At 66.4% G+C, this 13611-nt stretch carries 10 protein-coding genes and 1 pseudogene; 1 reads left to right on the top strand and 10 read right to left on the bottom strand.

Annotated features, from left to right (window positions below; all coding sequences use genetic code 11):
• The coding region (locus NFW30_RS00790; protein WP_295371621.1) for a transposase at positions 1-1059 on the bottom strand (1059 nt) is incomplete at its 3' end.
• A 163-nt stretch (positions 1060-1222) separates the two neighbouring features.
• Here NFW30_RS00790 and NFW30_RS00795 point away from each other — a divergent pair.
• Positions 1223-1771 (top strand): hypothetical protein, encoded by a 549-nt coding sequence (locus tag NFW30_RS00795; RefSeq protein WP_295349929.1) that lies wholly within the window; start codon positions 1223-1225, stop codon positions 1769-1771.
• Positions 1772-2039: 268 nt separating this feature from the next.
• Here NFW30_RS00795 and NFW30_RS00800 read toward each other — a convergent pair.
• The 9 genes and pseudogenes from NFW30_RS00800 to NFW30_RS00840 form a co-directional block, all read right to left on the bottom strand.
• Positions 2040-2290, bottom strand: a pseudogene (locus NFW30_RS00800) (hypothetical protein); the annotation flags it as partial.
• A 234-nt stretch (positions 2291-2524) separates the two neighbouring features.
• On the bottom strand, positions 2525-3490 hold the full coding sequence (locus NFW30_RS00805; RefSeq protein ID WP_295349931.1) for a GAF domain-containing protein: 966 nt from the start codon (positions 3488-3490) through the stop codon (positions 2525-2527).
• Position 3491: 1 nt separating this feature from the next.
• The gene (locus NFW30_RS00810; protein WP_295349933.1) at positions 3492-4319 is read right to left on the bottom strand and encodes an ABC transporter ATP-binding protein; all 828 of its coding nucleotides are present in this window, start codon (positions 4317-4319) and stop codon (positions 3492-3494) included.
• Positions 4320-4327: 8 nt separating this feature from the next.
• The gene (gene ntrB, locus NFW30_RS00815; RefSeq protein WP_295349934.1) at positions 4328-5224 is read right to left on the bottom strand and encodes a nitrate ABC transporter permease; all 897 of its coding nucleotides are present in this window, start codon (positions 5222-5224) and stop codon (positions 4328-4330) included.
• A 99-nt stretch (positions 5225-5323) separates the two neighbouring features.
• Complete coding sequence (locus NFW30_RS00820; RefSeq protein ID WP_295349935.1) at positions 5324-6589, bottom strand: CmpA/NrtA family ABC transporter substrate-binding protein; 1266 nt, start codon at positions 6587-6589, stop codon at positions 5324-5326.
• A gap of 524 nt (positions 6590-7113) precedes the next feature.
• A complete protein-coding gene (locus NFW30_RS00825; protein WP_295349937.1) occupies positions 7114-9432 on the bottom strand; it encodes a DNA internalization-related competence protein ComEC/Rec2 in 2319 nt (772 codons plus the stop codon).
• Between the two features lie 87 nt (positions 9433-9519).
• Positions 9520-11541: a methyl-accepting chemotaxis protein gene (locus NFW30_RS00830; RefSeq protein WP_295349939.1), complete on the bottom strand. Its 2022-nt coding sequence runs from the start codon at positions 11539-11541 to the stop codon at positions 9520-9522.
• Between the two features lie 93 nt (positions 11542-11634).
• Positions 11635-12321, bottom strand: a complete 687-nt coding sequence (gene lolD / locus NFW30_RS00835; protein ID WP_295349941.1) for a lipoprotein-releasing ABC transporter ATP-binding protein LolD — start codon at positions 12319-12321, stop codon at positions 11635-11637.
• A complete protein-coding gene (locus NFW30_RS00840; RefSeq protein ID WP_295349943.1) occupies positions 12314-13561 on the bottom strand; it encodes a lipoprotein-releasing ABC transporter permease subunit in 1248 nt (415 codons plus the stop codon). Before NFW30_RS00840 ends, lolD begins: the two co-directional genes overlap by 8 nt.
• Positions 13562-13611 lie beyond the last annotated feature (50 nt).

Consider the following 13611-nt stretch of genomic DNA (forward strand, 5'->3'; position numbering starts at 1 on the left):
GTTCGCGGGATGAGCGAGCGCCTCAGCCCTCTGGGAGAGGAAGACGTAACACCGGACCACCACCACCCGTCGGGCGCAGGTCCAACCCATCAGCTGGAGGTTGGCCTCCACGGCTTGCTCGCCAGCTCCGACATCCCGCCAGTCACCGTTCTTCCAAAGACGCTCGATCAAGCGAACCACTCCCGCGCTTTGCCGTAGCTTGAAGAGGTAGGGTTGATCGATCGCTTCCAGTTCCTTCATGATCCGCTCGACCCCGAAGCCGATGTCGCCGCGTACCAGGCGCGGACGCGACTCGGGCGGTAGGCGGCCGAGAATTTCGAGCAGTCGCGGCAAGCCGTGGCACCCTGCGATGGCCTTGCCATTCTGGACTTCGGCATCGAGTACCAGACGCATCCCGGAGATCCAGTACGTGTGTACGACATGGCTTGGCCGACCGGGCTTCACGGGGTTGTAACCGATCTCCGCCCCGGCCTGATGACCATAAAGCACCTTCACCGTCGTGTCGATGTCGAGAATCCACTGCGTCCACAAGGCTTCTCGAATGCTCTCGCTCAACGCCATTTCCATCCAGGCGCCAGTCCGCGCCAAACGAGCTTCTCGCTCCAGACGCTCCGCTTCGGAACAGCGCTTCGGTGCCGGGGCCAAGTGCGCGAGCGCTCGCCGCAGACTCTCATCGCTGATGATCGCGCTCATACCGAGGATCTCCGGCGCCACGCCATCGCTGCGCAGTCCCGTCACATGCGCATACCGGCGTTGTCCATCCAGAATCGACAGCAGCCAAGTGCCCAGGACATTGCGCACAGACGGCGCATTCGGGCTCGTGTAGGCCATCGGGCAGCCTTCCAGCCAACGCTCGAACAAACCCGAGAACTCCAGGAACTCCGCGAAGAACGCGAGCTGCCCCAGCGCCGTGGCGCTGCCACCCTCGTCCCAGCGAACCTGAAAGCGGCCCCCCGGTGTGGTCACCCGCAAGGCCTCTGCCACGATCGCCTCCGGCGCGCTCAGCGCGTTCTGAACCGCCACCACCACCGCTCTTTGCTCGAAGCGCTCTTCACCCATTGGGTGATCCCCCTGTCTCGGCTGAAACCCGCATCACACCACGGTCTCGGCAGGTTTGGCGAGCGTCAACTGAGGAAAATAGGTTTATCACATCAACGCGGTCGATTGCGTCACCCAATGGGAGCTGGTCGCCACCTGCGAGAAGATTTCGGAGGCCTACCTATTGCCGGTCATCGAAGCGCTGCTGGAGGCCTTTCCCTTCCGTATCCTGGGCTTTCATGCCGACAACGGCTCCGAGTACATCAACCACCAGGTCGCCAAAATGCTCGATAAGCTCGCGGCAGAATTCACCAAGTCGCGTCCGCGCCATTCCAACGACAATGGCCTGGCCGAAACGAAGAACGGGGCAATCATCCGCAAGCATCTGGGCTACAGCCACATTCCGCAGCGCTTCGCTGCCGAAGTCAATGCCTTCTGCGCCGAGCACCTGAACCCCTACGTCAACTTCCATCGGCCCTGCCTGTTTGCCGAGGAATATCTCGACACGAAGGGCAAGACCCGCAAACGCTATCCGCTCGATGCGGTGATGACGCCGCTGGAGAAGCTGACCTCTCTGCCCAACGCCAGCGATTTCCTGAAACCCGGCGTGACGCTCGACGCCTTGCGGGAAAAATCCCGCGCCATGAGCGACAACGAGGCGGTAGAGCGTCTGAATACAGCGCGCAATCGCCTCTTCCAATCTCTCAGCAAACGATCCCGAAACGCCGCTTGAAAACTCGCTCCCCCAAAACCCTGACCTGTGGATTTGTGGACAGTCGGCTTCGCCGATTCCCGCCTTTGCGCTTCGCGCAATCCTGTGGATGGCCCGTGGAAAACGCTTCGCGTTTCCCACCGCCCACCCACAGGCCGGCGGCTGCCCACAAGCTCCACAGGCCCTCATCATCGGTTAAGAAATATGACATTCAAAACCGACCGTTCAGACTCATACCTTCATTGGAATTGACTTCGTGGCCCGCACCCTGAGCGCGATCCGGCACTCCCGAGTAGGCGCCACCAGCGGTGAACATCAGCGGTTGCTCGACGAGACCGGTGCACGAACCGCAACTCGCGCTCGCCTTGGTGTGCCTGCACACCTCGTCCAGCGTGAACAGGCCCTTCTCCTTGTCAGGTTGCCGGCCGCGAAGAGGTCGATGCCCCTCACTTTCAGCTTGGTGCTGGTCTGGGTGCCCGTGTAGCGGCCGATGCCGAACTGCGCCAGGTGCGTTGCCACGACCTTGCCCTGCTTCGACAGCAGGACGCGGTCGTAGTCGGGATGCGGCTCGGCGCCGACAACCGCGATGTCATGGAGGTCGGGAGCCAGCTGGAGCAGTTCCTCGACCGCACGCATGCCGGCCATGGCCTCAGCCGATGACCGGCAGCTTCCGGCGGCGGCTGGCGCGCAAGTCGCCAGAAGTCTGGGCGGGCTCAAGGGCGGTCATTGTGTCCATCGTCGAAGCTCTCTCGCCGGATTGGGAATGACGTGGGCTCAGAAGTACCAGGCGACGACGGCGCGCAGCCGGCCATCGTGCAGCACGGGTATTGCAACCATGGCGGCGAGCCCGGCAGCGCTGGCCGCACGGCCGACAAGCCCGGGTTCGCTGGTGGCGCTCTCGCCGACCATCGGCACTCCGGTGAATGCGGCGCGGCCGAGGGTGCCCTGGCCACGTTCGATGCTGTCGCTGGCAGCGCCGGCGCGCACGGTGCCGGTGATCTCGCAAAAACCGCCGGCAAGGGTCAGGCACGCGCCATCGGCTGCGGGCAGCCAGGTTTCGAAACGCCGCACGATCGGCGTCGCGATCGCCGACAGGAAGGCCAAGACGAAGGTCGAGGGCCCGCGCGTGGCGCACGGCAGGACAAAACCGCGGTTGATGCCGACCTTGATCGCACTGTCGGCGCGCAGGAAGCGTTCGCCCTTGCCGAGGTCTTCCTGGAATACCGGCAGCCGCGACTGCCAGGCCAGTCCAGGCAGACCGTAACCCTCGCGGAACGCGGTGCGCCGCGAGATGAACTCGAAAGCATCGGCCGTCGTGCCGTAGTAGCCATCATCGAGCGTCATGTCCTTCGATGCCGCGGGATCGTTGGACCACAGTTCGATGGCGCCAGCGTGGTCTTCGTCGTCACCGCAGAAGATGACCAGCACCGCGGTGAGAAAGTCGCCGGCGAACACGGGCAGCGCGATGCCGCAGGTCAGGCCTTCGGCGTGGGCGGCCTCGGTGCGGCGGAAGTTCGCACCTGCGAAGCGTTGCAGCACGATCGGACGGCCTTCCAGCCAGGCCTGACCCGGCAGGCCTTCGCCGAGGCCGAAGCACATCCGCCGACTGGCGGCGCCAAATCGCCGTGCGCTGCCGTACAGGCCGGCGCTGAACTCGAGCATACTGCGGTCGTTGCCCGGCACCCAGACTTCAACGACGCGGATGAAGGTCTTCTTGCTGGCGACGACGGCGGCGTCCATCTCATGCAGCCTTTTCGACGTGGCTATGTCGCGTGTAGAGGAAGTCGATGACCTCCTTGCGATACTGCACGTAGTCTCGGTTCTCCGCCAGCACCACGCGGGCGCGCGGGCGCGGCAGCTCCACGCGCAGCACCTCGCCGATGGTGGCAGCGGGACCGTTGGTCATCATCACGATGCGGTCGCTGAGCAACACGGCCTCGTCGACGTCGTGCGTCACCATCATCACCGTCGCCCCGGTGGTGGCGACGATCTTCATCAGTTCGTCCTGCAGCCGTGCACGCGTGAGCGCATCCAGCGCACCGAAGGGTTCATCCATCAACAGCATCTTCGGCTCCATGGCCAGTGCGCGCGCGATCCCCACACGCTGCTTCATGCCGCCCGAGATCTCGTGCGGACGCTTGGCAACGGCGTGGCTCATGCCGACCAGTTCCAGCGCTGCGAGCGCGCGTTCGCGCAGTTGCGCCTTGCCCTCCTGGTCGCCGAACACCCGCTCGACGGCCAACAGCACGTTGTCCAGGCAGTTCAGCCACGGCAACAGGGAGTGATTCTGGAAGACGACGCCACGATCCGGGCCGGGCCCCGTCAGCTCACGTTCCTGCAGCAGCAGGATGCCGCTGGACGGCGTGGTCAGGCCGGCCACCAGGTTCAACAGCGTGCTCTTGCCGCAGCCCGAGTGGCCAATGAGGGTGACGAACTCGCCGCGTTGCACTTCGAGGTTGATGTCGCGCAACGCGACGAAGGGGCCACGCCGGGTGGGGAAGACCATCCCGACACCGTCTATCTGCAGCGTTCGCCGGGTATTTATCGCAGGACTGGGATTGACGAGCATGGCGAACCTCAGCTGTAGTCGAAGCGACGCGCCACTGCCAACAGCGACCATTCGAGCAGCAGCCCGACCGCGCCGATGACGAAGATGGCGATGATGATGTGGGCAACGTTGAGGTTGTTCCACTCGTCCCAGACCCAGAAGCCGATGCCGACGCCGCCGGTCAGCATCTCCGCCGCGACGATCACCAGCCAGGCGGTGCCCACGCTCAGGCGCACGCCGGTAAGCATGTACGGCATCACCGATGGCAGCAGGATGCGGGTGGCGATCTTCCACTCGCTGAGCTTCAGCACGCGGGCGACATTGAGGTAGTCCTCAGGTACCTTCTGCACACCGACTGCGGTGTTGATCACCATTGGCCAGATCGAGCAGATGAAGATGGTCCAGATCGCCGCCGGGTTCGCGCTCTTGAAGACCAGCAGGCCGATCGGCAGCCACGCCAGCGGCGACACCGGCTTGAGCACGCTGATCAACGGCGAGAGCATGCGGTGGAACAGTGCGAAGCGGCCGATCACGAAGCCCAGCGGAATGCCGACCAGCGCTGCCAGCCCGAAACCCAGACCTACCCGCTGCAGCGAGAACAGGATGTTCCAGCCGATGCCCTGATCGTTGGGGCCGTTGCTGTAGAACGGGTCGGCAAAGAGCTTCACCGCCGCATCGAAGGTGGCCAGCGGCGTCGGGAAGCTGGTGCTCTTCTGTGTCGCCAGAGCCCAGACGGCAATCAGCGCCGCCAGGCCTACCAGCGGCGGCAGCACGCGCGCGCCGAGGCCGCGCCAGTCGAAGGGCTCACGCGGCGGGGCGGCCGGACTTGCCGGCGGGCTCACGACAGCGATCGCGACTCGGCGCGCCAGTGGCGTGTCGGCGGGCTTCGCCGCGTCGCGCGGGTCATGGAGGACGGCTCTGGCCATGGATGCATCCTGGAAAGTGAAGACAATGAATCGCTCATTGGCGGGTTGCGGGCGCCGGGCTGGCCAGCGAGAGGGAACGATCTGCGTTCAGTGCATGGGTCAGGCCCTGATCCCGAAGCCGTCGGCGTACCTGGCCGGGTCCTTGCCGTCCCAGACGATGCCGTCGATCAGCTTGCCGCTGCGCATGTCGCTCTTGGGCAGCGTGACGCCAGCGGCGGCTGCACCCTGCTTGTAGATGTCGATGCGATTGACCTGCCTTGCGACCGCCAGATAGTCGGGATGACTCTTGAGCAGTCCCCAGCGTTTGTGCTGGGTCATGAACCACATGCCGTCGCTCAGGTAGGGGAAATTCACCAGACCGTCGTTGAAGAACTTCATGTGATTCCTGTCGTCCCAGCTCCTGCCGAGGCCATTCTGGTAACGGCCGAGCATGCGGGCGACGATGACTTCGCTGTCGGTATTGACGAAAGCCTTCTGGGCGATCGTTTCGGCCGTCTTCTGCTTGTTGGCGATCGAGGCGTCGATCCACCTGCTGGCATCGAGGATCGCGGCGACCATGGCGCGCGCCGTGTTCGGGTTCTTGTGCACCCATTCGGCGCTGGTGCCGAGAATCTTTTCCGGATGATCGACCCAGATGTCCTGTGAGGTCACTGCGGTGAAGCCGATGCCGTCGATGATCGCCCGGTTGTTCCACGGCTCGCCGACGCAGTAGCCGTCCATGTTGCCGACGCGCATGTTGGAGACCATTTGTGGCGGTGGCACGGTGATGGTCTTGACGTCCTTCATCGGGTTGATGCCGCTGGCCGCCAGCCAGTAGTACAGCCACATGGCGTGGGTGCCCGTCGGGAACGTCTGCGCAAAGGTGTATTCCCTTTCCTTCCGGGCGATCAGCTTCGCCAGGCTTGCGCCGTCGGTGGCTCCCTTGTCGCGCATCTGGTTGGCAAGCGTGATCGCCTGGCCGTTCTGGTTCAAGGTCATCAGGTTGGCCATGTCCTTCTTCGGCCCGCCGATACCCATCTGGACGCCATAGATCAGGCCGTACAGCACATGCGCGGCGTCGAGTTCGCCATTGACCAGCTTGTCTCGCACCGAAGCCCACGAAGCTTCCTTGGTCGGGATGATCTTGATGCCATGCTTTTCGTCGAATTTCATGACCGAAGCCATGACCACCGAAGCACAGTCGGTCAGCGGAATGAAGCCGATCCTGACTTCCTTCTTCTCGGGGGCGTCCGATCCGGCGGCCCAGGCTCCGCCACGGACGCCGGGAGTGACCACGGCCATGAGCGACGCGCCCAGTGCGGCCGAGACGAATTCACGACGAGAGAAAGACGGTTTGCCTGTTTGCTTCGGGTTGTGGTCGTCCATTGCTTGCTCCGGGATCACTTGAATCTGGAGACATGAGGGGCGCCGCAAGCAGGCCACGAAGTTTCGCCAGCATGAGTGGGCGTCCTTGTCCCCAGGGCCCGATCGGATCGATCGAACTCTTGCCCGGCCACCATTGACCGGGCTTCTGATCAATGGCAAAGCAATCGTCGTGCCAGAACCCTGTGCGAAGCCGGCGGTTTGACTTCATCCATCTGATCCAATTCAGGTTTTCCCGTTTACACGCAGGCTCTTCGGTTTCCCCGACGCTGCGGGTGCATCTGGGCACGCCCTGCTGTGGGGCAGCACCGCAACCTGCCCGCACAGCAACGGGGGGGACGCGACAACGCTGGTGGTGGCCATCCAGAGCGCCGAAGCCGGCGGATGTCCGGGATCAGCGGCAGCCGAGGCCCTGGTGCGGAAGCGCGACCACCGGCCGCTGCGCCGGTGGTGCGGCGATCAGGCGGCATCCCGCTGACACGCGACTCCCGCCCTCCCGATCAATCAGGGGAGACCGGAGCACGGCATCACTGCCCATGCCAGTAACGCCGATACTCATTTCGGTACGCCGCAACCGACAACCCTGCCGCCGCCAGGCTGACGCGCACTGCGCCATCGCGATCGGTCCGCCACAGGCGGCTGGCGGCGTAACGATCGACGACGTCGGCCCGGGGATGCTGGAAGCGGTTGCGGTAACCGACCGGAATGATCGCCTCGCGCGCGCCGACGGCGGCGATGAAGGACGGCGTCGATGAGGTCCCGCTACCGTGGTGCGGCACCAGCAGGACGTCGCTGCGCAGGCGGCCGGCGCTGCGTGCGAGCAGCGCCTGCTCGTCGCGTGCCTCGATGTCGGCGGTGAGCAGGACGCTGCCGTGGGCACTGCTGACCTGCAGCACGCAGCTCATGTGGTTGCTCCGCGCGGCCTGGCGCTCGTAGTCGGCGGCGACCGGATGGAGGATAGCGAACCGCACTCCGTCCCACTCCCACGACTGGCCGTCGATACAGGGCTCGGGCTGCAGTTCGGGCACCGACGACAGCCGGCGGCCGATCGGCAGCGCCTCCTCGACGGCGACGACACCCCCCGAATGATCCTTGTCGCGGTGGGTGACGATCAGTGCGTCGAGTCGGCGCACGCCGTGCGCCCGCAGATGGGGAACGATGATGCGCTGACCGGCGTCGGATTCGGCGCTGTACAGCGGGCCGGTGTCGTAGAGCAGGCTGTGCCCGGCGGTACGGACGACGACTGCCAGGCCCTGACCGACATCGAGCACCTCGACCCAGGCCTCTCCCTGCGCCGGCCTTGCCGCCGGCCAGAAAACCGCCGGCAGCAGCAGGCACAGTCCCAGCCAGCGGGCGGGAAAGCCGCGTGGCAGCAACAGCCAGATGACCCCGAGCACAGCCAGCAAGGTCGCCGCCAGCGGTGGCGCCGGCTGCTCCCACATCGGCCACGTTGCCAGCCAGTCGAGACCCGACATCAGGAAGTCGAGCAAGGTGTGCGCGACAAGCAGCAGCAGCGGCCACGGCAGGACGACGAAGAGCAGCGCCAGCGGTGTGATGACGAAGCTGACCAGCGGGATGGCGAGCGCGTTGGCCAGCGGTGACACGAGCGAGAACTGCTGGAAGAGGAGAAGCAGCAGCGGCAGCGTGCCGATCGTCACCGCCCACTGCGTTGCGCCCCAGGCGGCGAGCATCGCGCGCCAGCCCCGCCCGCTGCCCAGACGCGCCGTGCCGACGAAGAAGAGCAGCGCGACGGCGGCAAAGGAGAGCCAGAAGCCCGGCGCCAGGACCGCCCACGGGTCGAGCAGCAGAACGAGCAGCAGGGCCAGCAGCAGGCTGCGACTGGCGCCGAGGTTGCGCCCCGACCACAGCGCCAGGGCGACGACCGTCAGCATGTAGACGGTCCGCTGCGCCGGCACGGCGAAGCCGGCAAGCAGCGCGTAGGCGAAGGCCGCCAGCCAGCCGCCGGCGATCGCCGCCTTCTGCGCCGGCACGGCGAGCAGCAGTCGTTCGCTGCGTCGCCACAAGCAGCCGATCAGTGCGCCGAACAAGGCCGCGACCATGGTGACATGCAGGCCGGAGATCGACATCAGGTGCGTCACCCCTGTCTGCCGGAAGAGCCGCCACTGCTCAGCCGGAATCGCCTGCTGGTCGCCGACGGCGAGCGCGATCAGGATACCGGCGTAGGTGGCGTCGCCGAGCACCTCGGCGAAGGACCGGCGCAGGCAGTCGCGCAGCCGTTCGATGGCGTAGGCGGGCTGCACGACGAAATCGTCGAGACGTTCCACTGCAGCCTGCGGGCGCACGTAGCCGGTCGCGCGCAGGCCGCGCTCGAACAGCCAGGCCTCGTAGTCGAAGGCAAGCGGATTGGCGTTGCCGTGCGGGCGCTTGAGGCGGACGGTGAAGCGCCAGCGCTCGCCGGGGCGAATCTTCAGTCCGTCACGCCACTCGTCGTCGAGCCAGCCGTGATACCAGGAGAGCATGATCCGCCGCGGCACGACTGCCGCCGGTGTTTCCACCGCCTCGACATCGAAGGCGAAGCGCTCGCCACGCTCGAAGCCATGCGGCAGCGCGGCGACGACGCCGACCACCTGGATGTCGCGCCCCTCCCAGGCTGCCGGCAGCCGGTCGTGCAGGCGCTGCCCGGCGAGCAGCGCCGCCCAGGAGAAGCCGAGCAGCGTGCTCGCCAGCAGCGCCAGGACCGGTCCCCACCGGCTCCGCCGACAGGCCGGCCAGAGCAGTGGCAGTGCGACGAGCGACACGGCGGCGAGCAGTGGCCAGGCGGGCAGGGCCTCCTGCAGCTGCAGGAGGCCGACGCCGAGGGCAAAGGCGAGGATGTTGCTGCGCATGGCGCATTAGAGCAGATTGTCGCAGTGTCCAGCCGTCCTTCCTGCACGGCGACCACCGGCGCCGCAGGAAGATCGGCGGCTTGCGGCTCAGCCGAGGCGAAAACGACTCACCTCGCCCTCCAGGCTTGCCGACAGTTGTGCCAACTGCTCGGCCGTCGCGGCATTGCCGGCCACCGCCGAATTGTTCGCTTGCGCCATGCGGGCTACGCTGTCGACGTTGCGCGCGATGTCGCTGCTGGCCGCGTTCTGCTCGTGCAGGGCCTGCGAGATGCCGGCCACCTTGCTCACCACCTGCGCCGCATTGCCACCGATCTCGTTGATCGCCTCGCCGGCCCGAGTCGCCAGCGTGACCCCTTCGGCAACCCGGCTGACGCCGAGCCTCATGCTCGCGACGGCGTCCTGCGTGCCGCTCTGGATGGCGGTGATCATCTCCGAGATCTCCTGCGTCGAGCGAGCCGTGCGCTCGGCGAGCTTGCGCACCTCGTCGGCGACGACGGCGAAACCGCGTCCCGACTCGCCGGCCCGCGCCGCCTCGATGGCCGCATTGAGCGCCAGCAGGTTGGTCTGGTCGGCGATTTCCTTGATCACGCCAACGATCGCCGAGATGCGCTCGGAGCGACCGCCGAGTTCGCCGACGATCGCCGCTGACTGCTGCACCACTGCGGCGATGCGCTCGATCTCGCGCACCACGTCGCCGACCGCGCGACCGCCTTCCGCCGACAGTTCACCCGCCCGGCTGGCGATGCGGTCAGCGTCGCGGGAATCGGCAGAGAGGTGCGCGATGCACGCGCGCATCTCTTCGATGGCGGTCGCCATGGCCGCGGCGGCCTCGGTCTGCCGCTCGCTGCCGCCCTTGATCTCCTTCGCCGACGCCGCCACCTTCCTCGTCGCCTCGAGGACTTCCCGCGCCCCGCGATGGACGTTCTGCAGCACGGAGCGGAACGCCGCCAGCATGTCGTTGAGGCTGTCGCCGACCCTCTTCAGCTCGTCCCGCGTGCCGAGGTCGACGCGCACGCCGAGGTCGCCGGTGGCGATCGTGCGCGCGTTCGCCGCCAGGCGCTCGATGCTGCCGATGGTCGCGAGGTAGAGGGCGACCGAGACATAGGCGTAGAGCAGCAGGATGAGGACCGACACCGCGATGCTCAGCGCCAGTTTGCCCTCGGCACGGTCGATGCGTTCCTGCAGCAGACGCTCGAGCGTCGGCAACAGGGTCTCGAACATCTCCTTGTACGCCTTCTCGAGCGAGGCGGTGGTCAGTGCGAAGTAGTCGCCCGGTGCGGTCGCGAAGGTGCCGGACAGGATGTCCTGGTTGACCAGCGCCGTGACCCTCGCCGCCGCATCGCCGATGTCGGCAACCGAAGCGAGCAGCGACGACTTGAGCGCCGGGTGGTATTGCGCGGTCCTCTCGGCATTGCGCCGCAGGGCATTGACGGCGACGTTGAGTTCCGCCAGCAGGACGGTGAACTCGACCTGCTGCAACAGCACCAGCGGCTGCTTGCGGGTCAGGACGCCGCTGCCGAGCGCGCGCAGTTGCCCCATGCGCTCGATCGCCTGTGGCGATCGGTCGACCGCGGTATCGATCAGGTAGGCGACGTCGATGTCCGGGTCGTTGGTCAGCGCGTAGGCGTCGGCAACCGTCCCGTGCAGGCTGAGCAGATCATCGATCAGCCGGTTGTGGGCGAGAAAGTTCTCGCGCTGGATCAGGTCGAGGCCATCCTTCTCGATGCTGGCCCAGTCGGCGAGAATCTTCTGCCACGGATCGCTGGCCGCCAGCTCTGGCGACAGGCTCTCGCCGACGGCCTTCAGCGCCGCGCTGACCTCGCCCTGCCGCGCCGCCCGCCGCTCCTTCATCTCCTCGTTGCCGCTGAGGAGACCGGAAGACAACCCGCGGTGCACCTGCAGATGCTGCACGGCGCGGGTCAGCGGCTTGATCACCTGCACCCCCGCCAGCTCCAGACGCGAACTGTCGATCACGCGGTGCAGGCTGTGGTAGAGATTCCACACCAGGACGGCACTGGCGACCAGCGCGAGCACCCCCATGAGGGCGAACTTGCCACGGTAGCCCAGCCGGTTCAGCAGGACGATGGCAGGGGCGAACACGTATCTCATCTTCCTCCTCTTCTCCTCCTGATCTCGGTTGGCGATCCCCTGCCGATATCATCGGCAGCGGCAGCGAAAACTTGAGCCGCCGACGAGCGTGGTCTAGGCAGCGGCCGGATGCAGGCAACCGTCACGCAGCGTCAGGATGCGCTCGGCGCGGCCGGCGAGCGTCGGATCGTGGGTGACGATGACGAAGCTCGTCCGGCGTGAAAGGTTGAGCGCCAGCATCAGCTCGAAGACGCTGGCCGCGGTCTGCCGGTCGAGGTTGCCGGTCGGCTCGTCGGCCAGCACGCAGGCTGGCTCGGTGACCAGTGCACGGGCGATCGCCGCCCGCTGCCGCTCGCCGCCGGAGAGCTCCGCCGGCCGGTGGCGCAGACGGTGCCCGAGGCCGACCTCGTTGAGCACCGCCGCCGCCCGCGCCTCCGCCTCCTCCCTTGCCAGGCGCCGGATGTACAGCGGCATGGCAACGTTCTCGAGCGCGCTGAACTCGGCGAGCAGGTGATGGAACTGGTAGACGAAGCCGAGGTGACGGTTGCGCAACTCGCCGCGCCGGGCATCGGCGATCGCCTGCAGATCGCTGCCCATCAGGAACACCTCGCCACCGCTGGCCGCATCCAGGCCACCGAGGAGATGCAGCAGCGTGCTCTTGCCGGATCCGGAAGCGCCGACGATCGCCAGCCGCTCGCCGACACGCACTTCGAGGTCGACACCGAGCAGCACCGGCACCTCGCTGTCTCCCTGGCGAAAGATCTTGCGCAGGCCCTTGCAGGCGAGAACGACCTCACTCATAGCGCAGCGCCGCTGCCGGGTTGACCCGCGCCGCTCGCCAACTCGGATAGATCGTCGCCAGCAGGGCGAGAACGAAGGCGACACCGGTGATCGTCGTCACGTCGCTCCACTGCAGTTCCGACGGCAGGCTGGAGATGTAGTAAACCTCCTTGGCAAGGAACTGCGTGCCGAGCAGGCGCTCGATGAATGGAACGACGACATCTACGTTGAGCGCCAGTGCGACGCCACCGGCGATCCCCATGCCGAGGCCGATGAAGCCGATCAGCGCCCCCTGCACGATGAACACCGCCATGATGCTGCCCGGGCTGGCGCCCAAGGTGCGCAGGATGGCGATGTCGGCCTGCTTGTCGGTCACCGCCATCACCAGCGTCGACACGATGTTGAAGGCGGCGACGGCGACGATCAGCGACAGGATGATGAACATCATGTTCTTCTCGATCTGCACGGCACGGAAGAAGTTGGCGTGGCTGCGAGTCCAGTCGCTGATGAAGGCATTGACGTCGAGCCGGCCGGCCAGCGAACGCGCCACGCGCGGCGCGACGAAGAGGTCGTCGAGCTTCAGGCGCACGCCCGAGACCTTGTCCTCCAGGCGGTAAAGCCGCTGCGCGTCGGCCAGGTGAACCAGCGCCAGGCCGCTGTCGTACTCGTACATGCCGACCTCGAAGACGCCGGCGACGAGAAAGCTGCGCAGTCGTGGCATGACGCCGGCGGGAGTGACCACCCCCTGCGGGGCGATCAACGTCACCCGATCGCCGACGAAGACGCCGAGCGCGCGCGCCAGTTCGGAGCCGAGGACGATGTGGAAGCTGTCCGGCTGCAGCGCATCGAGCCGGCCGCCCTTCATGTGCGGTCGGAAATCGGCCACCCGGTCCTCCTGTTCGGGAAGGATGCCGCGCACCAGCGCGCCGCGAACGGTTTCGCCGAAGGCGAGCATCCCCTGGCCCTGCACGAAGGGCGCGGCGGCGACGACGTGCGGCTCGCCGGCAACCATCTCGACCACCCGCTGCCAGCCGGCCATCTCGCCACCGGCGCCGGTGATCTGCACATGCGAGACGACGGCGAGGATGCGTGAACGCAGTTCGGTCTGAAAGCCGTTCATCACCGACAGGACGACGATCAGCGCGGCGACGCCCAGGGCGATGCCGAACATCGAGATCAGCGAGATGAACGAAATGAAGTGGTTGTGCTTTTTCGCGCGCGTATAGCGCAGGCCGATCAGCAGCTCGTAGGGAATCGCCATCAGCGACCGACGTCCATCTCTGGCAGGCGCCTCCGGACGCCGAACAGCCC

Origin of the sequence: Accumulibacter sp. (assembly GCF_023806635.1) — a bacterium.
Taxonomy (GTDB): Bacteria; Pseudomonadota; Gammaproteobacteria; order Burkholderiales; family Rhodocyclaceae; genus Accumulibacter.

What these genes read in the sequence shown, in the direction of transcription:
- NFW30_RS00805 (WP_295349931.1), bottom strand. Translation starts at nt 3,490, where the DNA reads ATGGACGCCGCCGTCGTCGCCAGCAAGAAGACCTTCATCCGCGTCGTT.
- NFW30_RS00810 (WP_295349933.1), bottom strand. Translation starts at nt 4,319, where the DNA reads ATGCTCGTCAATCCCAGTCCTGCGATAAATACCCGGCGAACGCTGCAG.
- ntrB (WP_295349934.1), bottom strand. Translation starts at nt 5,224, where the DNA reads ATGGCCAGAGCCGTCCTCCATGACCCGCGCGACGCGGCGAAGCCCGCC.
- NFW30_RS00820 (WP_295349935.1), bottom strand. Translation starts at nt 6,589, where the DNA reads ATGGACGACCACAACCCGAAGCAAACAGGCAAACCGTCTTTCTCTCGT.
- NFW30_RS00825 (WP_295349937.1), bottom strand. Translation starts at nt 9,432, where the DNA reads ATGCGCAGCAACATCCTCGCCTTTGCCCTCGGCGTCGGCCTCCTGCAG.
- NFW30_RS00830 (WP_295349939.1), bottom strand. Translation starts at nt 11,541, where the DNA reads ATGAGATACGTGTTCGCCCCTGCCATCGTCCTGCTGAACCGGCTGGGC.
- lolD (WP_295349941.1), bottom strand. Translation starts at nt 12,321, where the DNA reads ATGAGTGAGGTCGTTCTCGCCTGCAAGGGCCTGCGCAAGATCTTTCGC.
- NFW30_RS00840 (WP_295349943.1), bottom strand. Translation starts at nt 13,561, where the DNA reads ATGGCGATTCCCTACGAGCTGCTGATCGGCCTGCGCTATACGCGCGCG.